At 69.1% G+C, this 16,409-nt stretch carries 15 protein-coding genes; 12 read left to right on the plus strand and 3 right to left on the minus strand.

The genetic code is table 11. From position 1 onward, the window contains the following. Positions 1 to 34 precede the first annotated feature (34 nt). The 5 genes from lptE to rlmH are packed head-to-tail and all read left to right on the plus strand — an operon-like array spanning position 35 to position 3,210. On the plus strand, positions 35 to 541 hold the full coding sequence (gene lptE / locus ACK4SG_RS03855) for an LPS assembly lipoprotein LptE (RefSeq protein ID WP_409599910.1): 507 nt from the start codon (positions 35 to 37) through the stop codon (positions 539 to 541). A gap of 20 nt (positions 542 to 561) precedes the next feature. Beyond that, positions 562 to 1,602, plus strand: a complete 1,041-nt coding sequence (gene holA, locus ACK4SG_RS03860) for a DNA polymerase III subunit delta (RefSeq protein ID WP_409599912.1) — start codon at positions 562 to 564, stop codon at positions 1,600 to 1,602. Beyond that, entirely contained in the window at positions 1,599 to 2,300 is a 702-nt protein-coding gene (gene nadD, locus ACK4SG_RS03865; RefSeq protein WP_409599914.1) for a nicotinate-nucleotide adenylyltransferase, read from the plus strand. Before holA ends, nadD begins: the two co-directional genes overlap by 4 nt. Continuing rightward, complete coding sequence (rsfS, locus tag ACK4SG_RS03870; RefSeq protein ID WP_409599916.1) at positions 2,297 to 2,710, plus strand: ribosome silencing factor; 414 nt, start codon at positions 2,297 to 2,299, stop codon at positions 2,708 to 2,710. Before nadD ends, rsfS begins: the two co-directional genes overlap by 4 nt. Before the next feature lie 29 nt (positions 2,711 to 2,739). Continuing rightward, positions 2,740 to 3,210, plus strand: a complete 471-nt coding sequence (rlmH, locus tag ACK4SG_RS03875; RefSeq protein ID WP_409599918.1) for a 23S rRNA (pseudouridine(1915)-N(3))-methyltransferase RlmH — start codon at positions 2,740 to 2,742, stop codon at positions 3,208 to 3,210. Between the two features lie 74 nt (positions 3,211 to 3,284). Here the strand turns inward: rlmH and tsf are convergent, their stop codons facing one another. After that, positions 3,285 to 4,163 (minus strand): translation elongation factor Ts, encoded by an 879-nt coding sequence (gene tsf, locus ACK4SG_RS03880; protein ID WP_409599920.1) that lies wholly within the window; start codon positions 4,161 to 4,163, stop codon positions 3,285 to 3,287. 160 nt (positions 4,164 to 4,323) lie between these two features. After that, on the minus strand, positions 4,324 to 5,106 hold the full coding sequence (gene rpsB, locus ACK4SG_RS03885) for a 30S ribosomal protein S2 (protein ID WP_409599922.1): 783 nt from the start codon (positions 5,104 to 5,106) through the stop codon (positions 4,324 to 4,326). 333 nt (positions 5,107 to 5,439) lie between these two features. Here rpsB and map point away from each other — a divergent pair, with 333 nt between their 5' ends. The 7 genes from map (at position 5,440) to asnB (ending at position 15,052) form a co-directional block, all read left to right on the plus strand. Further along, positions 5,440 to 6,216 carry a type I methionyl aminopeptidase gene (gene map, locus ACK4SG_RS03890; RefSeq protein WP_409599924.1) on the plus strand — a complete coding sequence of 259 codons (777 nt, stop codon included), beginning with the start codon at positions 5,440 to 5,442 and terminating at the stop codon, positions 6,214 to 6,216. Continuing rightward, positions 6,213 to 8,804, plus strand: coding sequence for a [protein-PII] uridylyltransferase (glnD, locus tag ACK4SG_RS03895; RefSeq protein ID WP_409599926.1), 2,592 nt, complete (start codon positions 6,213 to 6,215; stop codon positions 8,802 to 8,804). Before map ends, glnD begins: the two co-directional genes overlap by 4 nt. After that, positions 8,801 to 9,646 carry a 2,3,4,5-tetrahydropyridine-2,6-dicarboxylate N-succinyltransferase gene (dapD, locus tag ACK4SG_RS03900; protein WP_409599928.1) on the plus strand — a complete coding sequence of 282 codons (846 nt, stop codon included), beginning with the start codon at positions 8,801 to 8,803 and terminating at the stop codon, positions 9,644 to 9,646. Before glnD ends, dapD begins: the two co-directional genes overlap by 4 nt. 100 nt (positions 9,647 to 9,746) lie before the next feature. Beyond that, the gene (locus tag ACK4SG_RS03905; protein ID WP_409599930.1) at positions 9,747 to 11,636 is read left to right on the plus strand and encodes a CocE/NonD family hydrolase; all 1,890 of its coding nucleotides are present in this window, start codon (positions 9,747 to 9,749) and stop codon (positions 11,634 to 11,636) included. A gap of 1 nt (position 11,637) precedes the next feature. Next, positions 11,638 to 11,997, plus strand: a complete 360-nt coding sequence (locus ACK4SG_RS03910; RefSeq protein WP_409599932.1) for a Spx/MgsR family RNA polymerase-binding regulatory protein — start codon at positions 11,638 to 11,640, stop codon at positions 11,995 to 11,997. Between the two features lies 1 nt (position 11,998). Then, on the plus strand, positions 11,999 to 13,129 hold the full coding sequence (gene dapE / locus ACK4SG_RS03915) for a succinyl-diaminopimelate desuccinylase (protein ID WP_409599934.1): 1,131 nt from the start codon (positions 11,999 to 12,001) through the stop codon (positions 13,127 to 13,129). Between the two features lie 225 nt (positions 13,130 to 13,354). Next, entirely contained in the window at positions 13,355 to 15,052 is a 1,698-nt protein-coding gene (gene asnB / locus ACK4SG_RS03920) for an asparagine synthase B (RefSeq protein WP_409599936.1), read from the plus strand. On the opposite strand, the gene ACK4SG_RS03925 is transcribed toward asnB, so the two are convergent. After that, positions 15,053 to 16,357: a diguanylate cyclase gene (locus ACK4SG_RS03925; protein ID WP_409599938.1), complete on the minus strand. Its 1,305-nt coding sequence runs from the start codon at positions 16,355 to 16,357 to the stop codon at positions 15,053 to 15,055. It abuts the gene before it with no gap. Between the last annotated feature and the right edge of the window lie 52 nt (positions 16,358 to 16,409).

Below are 16,409 nucleotides of genomic sequence, written 5' to 3' on the forward strand. Positions count from 1 at the left end.
CGGCCCGGTCGGGGAAGCGCGATACACTCTGACCATGAACCTCCGTCTCGCCGCCCTCACCCTGTCCGCCGCCCTGTTGTCCGGCTGCGGCTTCCATCTGCGCAATGCCCTCGACCTGCCGGCCAACCTTGGCCCGGTGCGTGTCTTGACCGCGGATCCCTACAGCCCACTGGGCGACCTGCTGGCCGCGGGCCTGCAGCGCGCAGGCGCGCAGGCGGCCCCGGCCTCGGCCACGGAGGATGTAGCCACGCTGCAGGTATTGTCCGAGCAGTGGGCGGACATGCCGATCAGCAACGACCAGTCCGGCCGTGCCCAGGAATATGCGCTGCGCTATGCGGTGGTGTTCAGCCTGCGTCGTGCCGATGGCAGCGTCGCCGTGCCGCAGCAGGCGGTGGAACTGGTGCGCGACTATCTGGCGCCAGCGGTGGACTCCATCGGCAAGGCCAGCGAGCGCGAGATGCTGGTGCGCGAGCTGCGTCGCGACATGGCGACGGCCATTCTGCGCCGCGTGGATGCCGCCTCCAAGCCGTCCGCGCCGTAACCGCAGCGAGCCCATCGCACATGGAACTGGGCGCCGACCGCCTTCCCGGGCAACTGGCCAACGAGCCGCTGCGGCCCGCCTACCTGGTGGCTGGCAGCGAGACGCTGCTGGTGCTGGAGGCGGCCGACGCCGTACGCGCCGCCGCGCGTGCGCAGGGCATCGGTGAGCGCGAAGTCCATGACATGGAAGGCCGCGATGCCGACTGGGCCGCGCTGGAAGCCTCCCTCCACGCGCCCAGCCTGTTCGCCAGCCGGCGTCTGGTCGAAGTCCGCCTGCCCACCGGCAAGCCCGGTGCCGACGGGGGCAAGGCAATCGCCGCCTTCTGCGCCGCGCCGCCGCCCGACGTGGTCCTGCTGGTGATTGCCGGCGAATGGTCCAAGGCGCATGCCGGCAAGTGGAGCGAGGCCATCGCGAAGGTCGGCCACGTCGCCATTGCCTGGCCGGTGAAACCGCACGAACTGGCCGGCTGGATCGGCGCGCGCCTGCGCAGCCGCGGCGTCAAGGCCACGCCCGACGCCGTCGCCCGGCTCGCGCAGCGGGTCGAGGGCAACCTGCTGGCCGCGGCGCAGGAGGTCGACAAGCTTGCCCTGCTGCTGCAAGGGCAGGCCGAGGTGCTGGACGCCGGGCGGATGGACGCGCTGGTCGCCGATTCGGCCCGCTTCGACGTATTCCGCCTGGTCGATGCCGCGCTCAACGGCCAGCCCGCGCAGGTCTCGCGCATCGTCGCCGGCCTGCGCGCCGAGGGCGAGGCGATCCCCGCGCTGATGGGCATGGTGGTCAAGGAGCTGCACACCGTCACCGCGCTGGCGCGCGCCCGCAATTTCGCTGCCGAGTGCAAGGCGCTGCGGATCTGGGATTCCAAGCAGGCGGTCTACAAGCGCGCGCTGGCGCGCCACGCGCCGGAGCGCTGGCAGGCGCTGCTGGTCGCGGCGGGAGGGGTGGACCGGATCTCCAAGGGGCGCGTGCGGCCCGGACGTGAAACCCACGACGCCTGGTTGCAGCTGGAGCGCCTGCTGCTGGCGGTGGCGGACAAGGGCGCGCTGCGCCTGCTGGCGTCGTGAACGCGCCGCTGCGGGTCTTCTACGGCGGCAGTTTCGATCCCGTCCACAACGGCCACATCGCCATTGCCCGCGCCGCGCGCGATGCGCTGCACGCCGAGGTGGCGCTGCTGCCGGCGCGCGATCCGCCGCACAAGGCCGCCACCCTTGCCGATGCCGAACAGCGCGCGCAGCTGCTGGAGCTGGCGATCGAAGGCGAACCCGGGCTGCACGTGGACCGCCGCGAACTGCATCGCGCCGGGCCGTCCTACACGGTGGACACGCTGGCCGACCTGCGCGCCGAGTCTGGCCTCGCGGCGCCGCTGGCCTGGCTGGTCGGGGCGGATTCGCTGCTGCAGCTGCACACCTGGCACCGCTGGCGCGACCTGTTCGCGCTGGCCCACGTCGTCGCCGTGCAGCGGCCGGGGGCCGAGGTGGATGCCGCGCGCCTGCGCTCGGAGGCGCCCGCGGTGCTGGCGGAGCTCGACCAGCGCTGGCTGCCGCCCGACGCGCTCGCGGACAGCCCCTGCGGGGGCTTCGCCCTGCTGCCGCTGCCCGAACTGCGCCCGGAATCCTCCACCGAGCTGCGCCGCCGCATCGCCGCGGGCGAGTCGTGGCGGGACTGGGTTCCTGAACGGGTCGCGGCCCGCATCGTCGAGCTCAATCTCTACCGCGACCCGGCCGTTATACTGCCAGCCTCTCGACCGAGCGTTCGCCCTTGACCACTGCCGCCCACGTCATCAAGACCCGCCTGCCCAGCCCGCCACCGTCCGTGGAGGCCCTGCTCAGGGCCGTGCACGATGGGCTTGCGGAACTCAAGGCCAAGGACGTGGTGGAAATCGACGTGCGCGGCAAGAGCAGCGTCTGCGATTTCATGGTGATTGCCTCCGGCACCTCCACCCGCCACGTCAAGTCGGCGGCGGATGAAGTGGTGCGCTTCGCCAAGAAGCTCGACGTGATGCCGCTGGGCGTGGAAGGCGAGCGCGAGGCCGAATGGGTGCTGGTGGATCTGGGCGACGTGGTGGTCCACGTCATGCTGCCGCGGGTGCGCGAGTTCTATGCGCTGGAGCGGCTGTGGTCGGTGGGCGATCAGCATCCCGATGATGCGGCGGTTGACACGCCGGAGGCCTGAGCCCTGCCGCGCGGGATCAGGGCGGTGACATGAAGGCCCGCCTGGTCGCCGTGGGTGAGCGCGCGCCCGGCTGGGTGGCGCAGGGCTTTGCCGAATACCAGAAGCGGCTCTCGCACTGGCTGCCGCTGGAGCTGACCGAGATCGAGCCCGGCGTGCGTGGCAAGGGGCGCGACACCGTCCGGGCGATGGCCGACGAGGGCGCCCGCGTGCTGGCCGCGCTGCCGAAGCAGGCGCACGTCGTCGCGCTCGATGGCCGCGGGAAGATGCATTCGTCCGAACAACTTGCCCAGCGGCTCGAATACTGGCGCGGGCAGGGGCGCGACCTTGCGTTCCTGATCGGCGGGCCGGAAGGCCATGCGCCCGAGGTCATCGCCCGCGCCGACGAGCACTGGTCGCTGGGCCCGCTGACCCTGCCGCACATGCTGGTGCGGCTGGTGCTGGCAGAACAGCTCTACCGCGCCGCCGCGCTGCTGGCCAACCATCCCTACCACCGCGGCTGACGCCTGGCCGACAGGCGGCAACAAAAAACCCGCCGTCGCCGGCGGGTTTTTCGTGGATCAGGGGGTGCGGGGACTCAGACCTGCATCGCCTTGGCGACTTCGGCAAGATAGTCTTCCTGCACCTTCTCGATGCCTTCGCCGACCACCAGGCGCTGGAAGCCGATCACGTCGGCGCCGGCGGCCTTGACCACGGCTTCGACGGTCTTGTCGCCGTCCAGCACGTAGGGCTGCCCGTACAGGGTGACCTCGTTGATGATCTTGTTGATCTTGCCGCTGATGATCTTCTCGAGGATGTCGGCCGGCTTGGCCTTGTCCTTCTCGCTCATCTTGGCCAGCTCGATCTCCTTTTCCTTGGCGATGAACTCGGCCGGCACGTCGGACGCCTTGTTGTGCGGCGGGTTCATGGCGGCGATGTGCATCGCCAGCCCACGGGCCAGCTCGGCGTCGCCGCCGGACAGCTCGACCAGGACGCCGATCTTGCCGCCGTGCACGTAGGCCGCGACGGTGTTGCTGCCGTCCACGCGCACCATGCGGCGCACCTGGATGTTCTCGCCCAGCTTCGCCACGGCGGCGGCGCGAGCCTCTTCGACGCTCTCGCCGCTGGCCACCTTGGCGGCCTTGAGGGCTTCCACGTCGGCGGCGCCGGAGTCCAGCGCCGCCTGGGCCACGGCCTCGCACAGGGCGATGAAGTTGCTGTCCTTGGCGACGAAGTCGGTTTCGGAATTGACCTCGACCAGCACGGCCTTGCCGCCGGCCTGGGCCGCCGCGATACGGCCTTCGGCGGCGACGCGGTTGGCCTTCTTGTCGGCCTTGGCCAGGCCCTGCTTGCGCAGCCACTCGGCCGCCGCGTCGATGTCGCCGTTGTTTTCGGTGAGCGCCTTCTTGCACTCCATCATGCCGGCGCCGGTGCGCTCGCGCAGTTCCTTCACGAGGGAAGCGGTGATTTCAGCCATTGGGGGTTGCCTCTAGAGGGTGGGTGACGTCATCCCCGCGCATGCGGGAATCCATGGACTTCGCCCGACAGACTTCAATGTCCCTGGATTCCCGCCTGCGCGGGAATGACGAGCAATAACTCGCGGCCGCGCAGCATGGCGCGGCCGCATGACGGGGCGATTACTCGCCCTTCTTGCCGTTGCGACGGGCCGGCTTGGCGGCTTCCTCGCCCTCGACCGCGGCGGCGAAGTCTTCCTCGCGCACATTGGCGGCGTTCGGGGCGGCGGCCTTGCCTTCCAGCACCGCGTCGGCGGCGGCGCGGGCGTACAGCTGCACGGCGCGGATGGCGTCGTCGTTGCCCGGGATGGGGTAGTCGACCAGCGCCGGATCGTAGTTGGTGTCGACCACTGCCACCACCGGGATGCCGAGCTTCTTGGCTTCCTTGATGGCGATGTCTTCATGGCCGATGTCGATCACGAACAGGGCGTCGGGCAGCCGGTTCATGTCCTTGATGCCGCCCAGCGAGGCCTGCAGCTTGTCACGTTCGCGGCGCAGACCCATCACTTCATGCTTGACCAGCTTGTCGAAGGTGCCGTCGGTCTCGGCGGCCTCGAGCTCCTTCAGGCGGGCCACCGACTTCTTCACTGTGGCGAAGTTGGTCAGGGTGCCGCCCAGCCAGCGCTGGGTCATATAGGGCATGCCGCAGCGTTCGGCTTCTTCCTTGACGGCGTCGCGCGCGCTGCGCTTGGTGCCCAGGAACAGCACGATACCGCGCTTCTGCGCCACGCCGCTGATGAAGTTCATCGCGTCGTTGAACAGCGGGACGGTCTTCTCGAGGTTGATGATGTGGATCTTGCCGCGGGCACCGAAGATGTACGGCGCCATCTTGGGGTTCCAGTAGCGGGTCTGGTGGCCGAAGTGGACGCCGGCTTCCAGCATCTGGCGCATGGTGATCTGGGGCATTGCAGAAACTCCGATAGGGTGGAACCCGCGCCAGGGTTGAGGGCGGTGCGCCTTGCCGCACGCGGCATGCGCTGGGTTCCGGGGTTGGGCCTCCCTGTCGTCACTGCAACCGAACCCGCTTGCGCGGGCACCCCGGAGCAGGGATTGCCGACAGGTGTGGATTCGACGGTGCGCCCGTCGTAGCGGCGATAAAGCCTGTGGAGTATAGCCCGGGGCGCGCGGGCGGGGCAAACGCGGCCCTCTTCCCGGCATGCAGGCCGTTGGCGGGGGGCGCGGACAGGCGATCCGCCCGCCGGGCCCCGGGTCGGGGACGGATGGGCGATAATCCCTGCCATGAGCATCCATCTGAAGACCCCCGCCGAGATCGAGAAGATGCGCGAGGCCGGCCGCCTGGCCGCCGAAGTGCTGCAGGTGGTCGCCCCGTTCGTGAAGCCGGGCGTCACCACCGAGGAACTCGACCGCATCTGCCACGACCACATCGTCAACGTGCAGGGCGCGATCCCGGCCAACGTGGGCTACCGCGGCTATCCCAAGACCGTGTGCACCTCGGTCAACAACGTCATCTGCCACGGCATTCCCAGCGAGGCCAAGGTCCTGAAGGACGGCGACATCGTCAACATCGACGTCACCGTCATCAAGGACGGCTGGCACGGCGACACCAGTCGCATGTACTTCGTCGGCACGCCCTCGGTGATGGCCAGGCGGCTGGTGGAGGTCACCCGCGAGGCGATGTTCCGCGGCATCCGCGCGGTGAAGCCGGGTGCGACGCTGGGCGACATCGGCCATGCGATCCAGCAGTACGCCGAGGCCGAGCGGTTCTCGGTGGTGCGCGAGTACTGCGGCCACGGCATCGGCAAGGTCTACCACGATGACCCGCAGGTACTGCACTACGGCCGCCCCGGCGAAGGGCTGGTGTTGCAGGAAGGGATGACCTTCACCATCGAGCCGATGATCAACGAAGGCACCCGCCATACCCGTCTGCTGCCGGACGGCTGGACCGTGGTGACCAAGGACCGCAAGCTGTCGGCGCAGTGGGAACACACCGTGGCCGTGACCCGCGACGGCGTGGAAATCCTGACCCGCCTGCCGGGCGACGACAACGACCTGTGAGCGCGCCGGCGGGCGATGATCCTGCCTGGTCCGCCGCGGCGAAGGCCGCGCTGGCGCGGACCGATGCCCGCCTGACGCGGCGTTATGACGCCGGGTTCCCGGCCGATCGTCTGGTCACGCTGCGCGCCCGCGCCGTCGATGCGCAGGTGCGCGCGGCGTGGCGGCGCTGCCTGCCCGGCGATGCCCCGCTGGCCCTGTTCGCGGTTGGTGGCTACGGACGCGGCGAGCTGTTCCCGTGTTCCGACATCGATCTGCTGGTGCTGGCCGAACCGGACGCCCAGCGCACCCACCAGGCCGCGCTGGCACGCTTCATCGCGCTGCTGTGGGATGCCGGGCTGGAGGCCAGCCACGCGGTGCGCTCGGCGGCCCAGTGCACCGAGGCGGCCGATGACATCACCGTGCTCACCGCGCTGATCGAGGCGCGCCCGCTGTGCGCCGGGGCATCCGCCGAGGCCGCATTGCGCGATGCCGTGTCGCCCGCGCGGGTGTGGCCACCGGAAGCGTTCTTCGAAGCCAAGTGCGAGGAACAGCGCCGCCGGCACGCCCGCTTCGGTGACACCTCCGACAATCTCGAGCCGAACCTCAAGGACGGCCCCGGCGGGTTGCGCGACCTGCACATGCTGGGCTGGCTGGCGTTGCGCAGCTTCGGCGTGCGGGCGCTGGACCAGTTGATCGAATGCGGCCGGCTGGGTTGGGACGAAGCCGCCGCGCTGGAGCGCGAGCGGCGCGCGCTGTGCCGGCTGCGTTACGGCCTGCATCTGGTCGCGGGCCGGCGCGAAGAGCGCCTGCGCTTCGACTACCAGAAGCTGCTGGCGGCACGGCTGGGCTACCAGGACGATGGCGGGGCGCTGGCTGTCGAGCAGATGATGCAGGGCTTCTACCGCAGCGCGGCGGTGGTGCGGCGCATCAGCGATCGCCTGCTGCAGCGCTTCGAGGAGTACTTCGCCGGGGTCGCCGTCCCGGAGCCGATCGATGCGCACTTCGAACGCCGCGGCGGCTACCTGGCGGCGCGCGTGCCCGGCTGGCTGGGGCAAGACCCGGCGCATGTGTTCGCGCTGTTCGCCGCCTGGGCCGCCGATCCGGCGCTGCGCGGCCTGCATTCCCAGACCGCGCGCGAACTGGCGCAGGAGCTGCCGCAGATTCCCGGCTACGCGGAGGCGCCGCCATCCCTGCGCGACGCCTTCCTGGCGCTGCTGCGCGGCCCGCAGCCGGTGAAAACGCTGGAGCGCATGGCCCGGCTAGGCGTGCTGGGGCGCTGGATCCCGGCGTTCCAGCAGGTGTCCGGCCGCATGCAGTTCGACCTGTTCCATGCGTTCACCGTGGACCAGCACACGCTGGCCGTGCTGCGCAATCTGGACGGGTTCGCCAGCGGCGAGCCCGACCCGCGGTTTTCCACCGCTCACCAGGTGTGGCCCTCGCTGCGCAAGCCCGAGCTGCTGCTGCTGGCCGGGCTGTTCCACGACATCGGCAAGGGCCGCGGCGGCGACCATTCCGAACTCGGCGCGGTGGACGCGCGCGCGTTCTGCGAAGCGCACGGCTTGTCGGAGGTCGACACGGCGCTGGTGGAGTGGCTGGTGCGCCGCCATCTGCTGATGTCGGTGACCGCGCAGAAGCAGGACATCACCGATCCCGAGGTGATCCACCGCTTCGCCGCGGAAGTGGCCGACCGCCAGCGGCTGGACGCGCTCTACCTGCTGACCTGCGCCGACATCGCCGGCACCTCGCCCAAGCTGTGGAACAGCTGGAAGGACCGCCTGCTGGCCGATCTGCATGCCGCTACCCGGCTGGCGCTGCGCCGCGGGCTGGGGCAGCCGGTGGGCACCGCCGAGCGCATCGCCGAGAACCGCGAGGCTGCCCGCGCGCTGTTGCTGGCGGGGGGGCATACCGAAGACGCCATTGCCGCGATGTTCGCGCGCATGCCGGAGGAGAACTTCCTGCGCAGCCGCGCCGACCAGATCGCCTGGCAGGCCGCTGCCCTGCGCGATGCGGCGCCCGGGCAGACCGTGGTCGCCGCGCGCGCCATGCCCGGCCGCGACGGCCGCGACGGACTGGACGTGCTGGTGCACATGCCCGACCGCGATGGCCTGTTCGCCGCCATCGTGATCACTCTCGACCGGCTCGGCATGAGCGTGCTGCAGGCGCGCGCGCTGGACGGCCCGGACGGCACCATCTTCGACACCTTCCACGTGCTGCCGGCCGAGCAGCGCCAAGCGCCGGAGCCGGCCATGTTGGCCGCGGCGCTGGCGCGCGCGTTGGGCGGCGACATCGACCGCCTGCAGCCGGCGCGGCGCAGCCAGCCGCAGCACCTGCGCCACTTCCGTGTGCCCCCGCAGCTGGATTTTGCTGATGTAGCCGGGATTACCCGCATCGGTCTGGTCTGCACGGACCGGCCCGGCCTGCTGGCCGACGTGGCGCGCGTGTTGCGTGAGCAGCGCTTGCGCGTGCATGACGCGCGCATCGCCACCTTCGGCGAGCGCGCAGAGGATCTGCTGCTGGTCAGCGACGAACACAACCAGGCCCTGGCGCCCGAACGCCGCGACGCACTGCGCAACGCGCTGCTGGCCGCCCTCGACGGAGACAAACGATGAACCTGCCCGACACCGACGTCCTGCGCGCCACCCTCGATGAGGCCTGGGAGCGCCGTGCCGACCTGACCGCCGACGAGATCGCCGCGCGCGTGCGCCCGGCGGTGGACGCGGCCATCGCCGGGCTGGAGCGCGGCGACCTGCGTGTGGCCGAGCCCGATGGCAACGGCGGCTGGCGGGTGAACCAGTGGCTGAAGAAGGCCGTGCTGCTGTACTTCCGCACGCAGGACATGGCCGTGGTGGACGCCGCGCCCGCGCCGTTCTGGGACAAAGTGCCGGCGCGCTTCGCTGGTTTCGACGAGGCCGCGTTCCGCCAGCTGGGCGCGCGCGTGGTGCCGGGTGCGGTGGTGCGCGCCGGCAGCCACATCGGCAGGGACGTGGTGCTGATGCCCAGCTTCGTCAACATCGGCGCCTATGTGGGCGAGGGCACCATGGTCGACACCTGGGCCACCGTCGGCAGCTGCGCGCAGATCGGCAAGGGCTGCCACCTCTCCGGCGGCGTCGGCATCGGCGGCGTACTGGAACCGCTGCAAGCCGGGCCCACCATCATCGAGGACCACTGCTTCATCGGCGCGCGCTCCGAGGTGGTCGAAGGCTTCGTGGTCGGCCACCACAGCGTGATCGGCATGGGGGTGTTCCTCGGCCAGAGCACGCGGATCTACAACCGCATGACCGGCGAGGTCAGCTATGGCAGCGTGCCGCCGTACAGCGTGGTGGTGTCGGGCGCGCTGCCGGCGGCGGACGGCAGCCATTCGCTGTACTGCGCGGTGATCGTCAAGCAGGTGGACGAGAAGACGCGCAGCAAGACCAGCGTGAACGACTTGTTGCGCGGACTGGCCGACTGAGCGTTGCCGCGACGGCGGTCTCGCCGCGCATGACGTCCGGCAGGGGGCACCTGCCGCCGGACGTGTCAAACAGGACAGGTTGCCTTGGAGGAGTCGCCCCATGAAGTCGTCGTTGCTCGTCACCCTGCTGGTCGCCGCGTTGACGGCGACCTCCGCGCAGTCCGCGCAGGATCTCTCGCGCTACGGCGACGAAGGGCTGCGTGCTGAACTGTCCGCCATCGCCGATGCGCAGACCGCAGTGCTGGTGCCGATGCGGGACGGCGTCGGTCTGTCCACCAACATCTGGCGGCCGAAGGGGGCCTCCGGTCCGCTGCCGACCATCCTGTGGAAGACGCCGTACAACGAACACATCCCGCGCGGCAGCACCGCCCGCTATGCGATCGAGGCGGTGCGCAACGGCTACGCCTTCATCGTGCAGAACGAGCGCGGCCGCTACTTCAGCCAGGGCAAATACGAAATCCTCGGGTACCCGCAGACCGATGGCTACGACATGCTGAGCTGGATCGCCAAGCAGCCGTGGTCGAACGGCAAGGTGGGCACGCTGGGGTGCTCGTCATCGGCGGAATGGCAGCTGGCGCTGGCGGCGATGAACCACCCGGCGCATGCGGCGATGGTGCCGATGGCTGCCGGTGCGGGCATCGGCAAGGTTGGCCCGTTCTGGGAGCAGGGTAATTTCTTCACTGGCGGTGTGCCGCGCACCCTGTTCGCAGTGTGGATGTACGGGGTGGACAACCCGCTGCGCGCGCAGATCCCCGATACCGTCACCGGGCCACTGCGTGCGCGCATCGCCCAGTACAACGATCTGGACGCCAAGAAGCCCGAGGTGGACTGGAAGAAGCACATCTGGCACCTGCCGTATGCCGAGCTGCTGTCCTCGCTGGGCGAACCGCCCGGCACGTTCGAACAACAGATCGCGCGCACGCCGGGCGACCCGGCTTGGAAGACCGGCGGCCTGTATGACGATTCGATGGGCTGGGGCGTACCGGCGCTGTGGTTCAACAGTTGGTATGACGTCTCCATCGGGCCGAACATGGCGCTGTACAACCACGCCCGCAGTGTCAACACAGACCCCGAGGCCAGCGCCCATCAATACGTGGTGGTGGGGCCGAACCCGCACTGCCAGTTCGCCCGTCTAAGCAAGGACTACAAGGTGGGCGACCGCGCGATGGGCGACGCCAGCTTCCCCGTCGACCAGCAGATCTGGGCGTTCTTCGACCGCTGGCTGAAGGGCAACCCCAAGGCGTTCCCGGACAACACGCCGCATGTGCGCTATTTCACGATGGGCGCCAACCACTGGCAGGCCGATGCGCAGTGGCCGCCGAAGGCCGCGCAGCCGGTGCGCATATACCTGCATTCGCAAGGGCACGCCAACGCACTGTATGGTGATGGCGTGCTGTCGTTTGATCCGCCCGGACAAGACGAGCTGAGCGACACTTACCGCTACGATCCGGCCAACCCGGTGCCCACCGTCGGCGGTGGCGATTGCTGCAACGGCGGCCTGGTGGTGCCCGGCGCGTTCGACCAGCGCCCAGTGGAAGTGCGACAGGACGTGCTGGTCTATACCAGCGCGCCGTTGGAGGCGCCGCTGGAGGTCACCGGCTTCGTCAATGCGGTGCTGAGCGTGTCGTCCAGTGCGAAGGACACCGACTTCGCAGTGAAGCTGGTGGACGTCGCGCCCGATGGCACGGCCTGGATCATCGGCGACACCATCCTGCGTGCGCGCTACCGCGACAGCTACGTCAAACCGACGCTGATGCAGCCGGGGACGGTGTATGTGCTCAAGCCCACCCCGATCACCACCTCCATCCAGTTCGGCAAGGGCCATCGCATCCGGGTGGAGATCACCAGCTCCAACTTCCCCAAGTTCGCCCGCAACCTCAATACCGGCGGGCCGAACGAAACCGAACGCGAGGCGGTGGTGGCGGACAACGCCGTGCACCACTCGGCCGCGCATCCCAGCTACCTCGAACTGCCGGTGGTGAAACGCTGACATGGCCGCGACCCTGTACGGATTGAAGAACTGCGACACCTGCAAGAAGGCGCTCAACTGGTTGAAGCGCTTCGGCATCGACCATGTGTTCGTGGACTATCGCGACGTGCGGCAGTCGCCGGAGACGCTGCTGGCGTGGAAGGACGCGGTGGGCGGCTGGGACGCGCTCATCAACAAATCTTCGACCACCTGGCGCCAGCTGCCGCCGCAGCGCAAGACGCCCGGCAGCGACGCCGAATGGAAGCTGCTACTGAAGGAGTACCCGCAGCTGATCCGCCGCCCGGTGGTGGTGTTGGACGATGGCACCTTGTCACAGGGTTTTTCCGACAACGGCTTCAAAAAAATGTTCGGAGTGGGGTGAGATGCGCAACGTCCTCGCGCTGGCCTGCGACCTCATCGCCCGGCCGTCGGTGACGCCGGACGACGCCGGTTGCCAGCGCCTGATCGCGGCGCGGCTGCAGGCGGCGGGGTTTGCCACCGAACACCTGCGCTTTGGTGCCGTGGACAACCTTTGGGCCAGCCACGGCAGCGGCGGCCCGGTGTTGCTGCTGCTGGGGCATACCGATGTGGTGCCGCCTGGGCCGCGCACGGCCTGGGCCAGCGACCCGTTCGTGCCGGAGATCCGCGATGGCTTGCTGTATGGCCGTGGCGCCGCCGATATGAAGGGCAGCGTGGCGGCATTCGTGGTGGCGCTGGAGCGTTTCGTCGCCGCGCATCCGGAGCATCCGGGCACGGTGGCGCTGCTGCTGACTTCGGATGAAGAAGGCGATGCCATCGACGGCGTGCGCAAGGTGGCGGAGGTGTTGCGCGAACGCGGCCAGCGCATCGACTGGTGCATCACCGGCGAACCGTCGTCGAAGGAAATCCTGGGCGACCTGCTTCGCGTCGGCCGGCGCGGCACGCTGTCGGCCACACTGACCGTGCGCGGCATCCAGGGGCATGTGGCCTATCCGGAGAAAGCGCGTAACCCGATCCACCAGGCGCTGCCGGCGTTGGTCGCGCTGGCCGGGCGCCGCTGGGACGAAGGCTACGAGCGTTTCCCGCCCACCTCGTTGCAAATCAGCAATATCCACGCCGGCACCGGCGCCAACAACGTCATTCCGGGTGAGCTGCAGGTGCTGTTCAACCTGCGCTACAACCCGCACTGGCGCGCCGAACAGCTGGAAGCCGAATGCGAGGCGATCCTGCGTGGACATGGGCTGGACTACGCCATCCACTGGCATCGCGGCGGCGAGCCGTTCTACACCCCGGAAGGGCGGTTGCGCGCCACCGCACGGGACGTGTTGGCGCAGGTGTGCGGCCGTGCCCCGGAGGAAAGCACCGGCGGCGGCACGTCGGATGCCCGCTTTATCGCACCGCTGGGCGCGCAGTGCATCGAGATCGGCCCGGTCAATGCCAGCATACACCAGGTGAATGAGCACGTGCGGGTGGCCGACCTGGAGCGCCTGCCCGCGCTGTACGAGGCGCTGATGGCCCGCCTGCTGGCGGCTTGACCTGCCGCTTGCATCCGCCGCCAAGGCCGTGCAATAGTCGGTCCATGCACGCCTGCTTCGCCGCTGCCAACAATCGCAACCGCAATAATCGCGGCACGAATCCTCGTGCGCGGCTGCGGGCCCGCGCCTAGGCGAAGCAACAGCAAGCCGAACCCCTCCAAAGCCCGCATCGCAAGATGCGGGCTTTTTCGTTGCGCTTCATTCCATCGACAAGGATCACCGCCCATGTGCGCCATCTTCGGAATCTTCGGGCTGCAGCCCGGCGACGACCTCCACGCCCTGCGGCGGGAAGCACTCGATCGTTCACGTCGCCAGCGCCACCGCGGGCCCGACTGGAGCGGCGTCCACGTCGACGAAGGCGCCATCCTCGTGCACGAGCGCCTGGCGATCGTCGATCCGGCCGGCGGCGCCCAGCCGCTGCTGTCCGAAGACGGCGACCTGGTGCTGGCGGTCAACGGCGAAATCTACAACCACGCCACGCTGAAAGACGCCCTGCGCCAGCCGTATGCGTTCCAGACCGCCTCCGATTGCGAGGTCATCAACGCGTTGTACCGCGAGGAGGAGCCGACGGCGTTCCTGAACCGCCTCAACGGCATTTTCGCGTTCGCGCTGTGGGACAGTGCGAACGGGCGCGCCCTCATCGCCCGCGATCCCATCGGGGTCGTGCCGCTGTACTGGGGCCATGATGCGGAAGGGCGGCTGCGCGTGGCGTCGGAGATGAAGGCCTTGGCCGACGACTGTGCCGACGTGGCCCCGTTTCCGCCGGGACACTGGTACGACAGCGCGACCGGCGCGCTGGTGCAGTACTACGCGCGGCCTTGGCGCCATTACGAGGCGGTGGAGGGCGTGGAGGTGGCGCTGGCCGAATTGCGCGGGGCGTTCGAAGCTGCCGTGCATCGCCAGCTGATGACCGACGTGCCGTACGGCGTGCTGCTGTCGGGCGGGCTGGACTCCTCGCTGGTGGCGGCGGTGGCCGCGCGCTATGCGCGCCACCGCGTGGAGGACGGTGGCCGGTCGGAGGCGTGGTGGCCGCGGCTGCACAGTTTCGCCATCGGCCTGAAAGGCTCGCCGGACCTGGCCGCCGCCGAAGTCGCCGCGAAGGCGCTGGGCACCGTCCACCACGGCTTCGAGTACACCTTCGAGGAAGGGCTGGATGCGCTGCCGGAGGTGATCCGGCACATCGAAACCTACGATGTCACCACCATCCGTGCGTCCACCCCGATGTTCCTGCTGGCGCGCCGGATCAAGGCGATGGGCGTGAAGATGGTGCTGTCGGGCGAAGGCAGCGACGAGGTGTTCGGCGGCTATCTGTACTTCCACAAGGCGCCCAACGCGCGTGAATTCCACGAAGAGCTGGTGCGCAAGCTGGACGCGCTGCACCACTACGACTGCCTGCGCGCCAACAAGTCGATGATGGCCTGGGGCGTGGAACCGCGGGTGCCGTTCCTCGACCGCGAATTCCTGGACGTGGCGATGCGGATGGACGCCGCCTGCAAGATGGTGCGCAAGGGCGATGCCGGACCGCAGCGGATGGAGAAAGGCGTGCTGCGTGCGGCGTTCGAGGGGTACCTGCCGGATGAGATCCTGTGGCGGCAGAAGGAACAGTTCAGCGACGGCGTCGGCTACGGCTGGATCGACGGCCTGAAGGCGCATGCGGAGGCGCAGGTGTCCGACCGCGTGCTGGCTGCCGCCGACAAGCGCTTCCCGGTGAACCCACCGACGACCAAGGAAGCGTACTGGTACCGGCATCTGTTCGAGCAGTTCTATCCCAGCCGCGCCGCTGCGGAAACGGTGCCGGGTGGAAAGTCGATCGCCTGCTCGTCGCCGGCGGCGATCGCCTGGGATGCCAGCTTCGCCCGCATGGCCGACCCGTCGGGCCGCGCCGTGGCGGGCGTGCACCGCGACGCGCTGGGCGCCGGCTGATCAGCCGGCGTCGAGCCCGCGGACCTGGTTGCGGCCGCCGGCCTTGGCCAGGTACAGGTGGCGGTCGGCTTCGCCCAGCAGTTTGTGCAGGGTGTCGAACTGCGGTGAACGGCGGCTTGCCCCGATGCTGATGGTCATCCGCAGGGGGCGGCCATCGATATCCAGTTCCAGTTCGGAGACCGCCTGTCGCAACGCCTCGAGGTGGCGCAGGCTCTTGTCCACGTCGAGGCCATCGATCAGCATGCAGAACTCCTCGCCACCGAAGCGGCCGCAATGGTCCTCCGGCCGGGTATGAACGCTGAGCACGCTGGCCATCGCGCGCAGGGCGCGATCGCCGGCCTCGTGACCGTAGCTGTCGTTGATGTGCTTGAAGTGGTCGATGTCGATCATCGCCACAGTGACGTCCCCGGTGGCCCTGTGCGACACCCGCTTTTCGCTGTTCTCGAGGAAGCTGCGGCGGTTGGGCAGCCCGGTCAGGAAGTCGCGGGTGGCCAGGTCCTGCAGGGTGCCGATCAGTTCCAGCTGGTCGATGTTCTGCGAGACGCGACAGAAGAACTCCTCGCGCGAAAAGGGTTTCCGCAGGAAGTCGTTGGCGCCGTTCTTGAGGAAGCGCGGGATCAGGCTGGTGTCGGTGCTGCCGGACACGCCGATCACCGCCATCCGGTCGCGCGCGCGCAGCTGGCGCAGACGGCGGGTCAGCTCGATGCCGTCCATGCCCGGCATTTCCTGGTCGACGATGACCAGGCGGATGCCGGGATCGGCCTCGATCATGCGCAGCGCCGACTGGCCATCTGCCACGTGGGAGACCTGGTAGCCCTGCATCGCCAGCAGCGAGGCGATGAACGAGCGCGCGGACAGGGAATCGTCCACCACCAGCGCGCTGATGCGGCGGTTGCGCTCCAGCCGCTGCACCAGCCAGACGAGGTAATCGATGCTGTCCGGCGTGCTCTTCAGCACGAAGTCGATGATCTGCTGCTGCAGCGCGCGCTCGCGCAGTGCCTCGTCATAGACGCCGCTGACCACGATGGTGGGCAGGCGGCGCTCGACGAAGAAGTCGATCACCTCGTCGCGGTCGCCGTCGGCCAGCACCAGCCCGGTCAGCGCCAGGAACCAGTCGGATTCGCGATCCAGCAACTCGCGTGCTTCCGCTAGGGTGCTGGCGATACTGATGGGAAGCTGTACCCGCTGGTCAAGCGCTTCGCGCAGCATCGAGGTATAGGCGCGCGAATTCTCCAGCAGCAGGATGCGCTGGGGCAGGGCGGCGATGGGTTGGCGGGGCGTGGCCAAGGCGAATCCGGCCTGCATCGGGTGATTTCCTGGGAAGTGCCGGTGTGGAAAGGTGTGGGCTGGTTTGATT

This window comes from Thermomonas sp. (assembly GCF_046293095.1).
Lineage (GTDB): Bacteria > Pseudomonadota > Gammaproteobacteria > Xanthomonadales > Xanthomonadaceae > Thermomonas.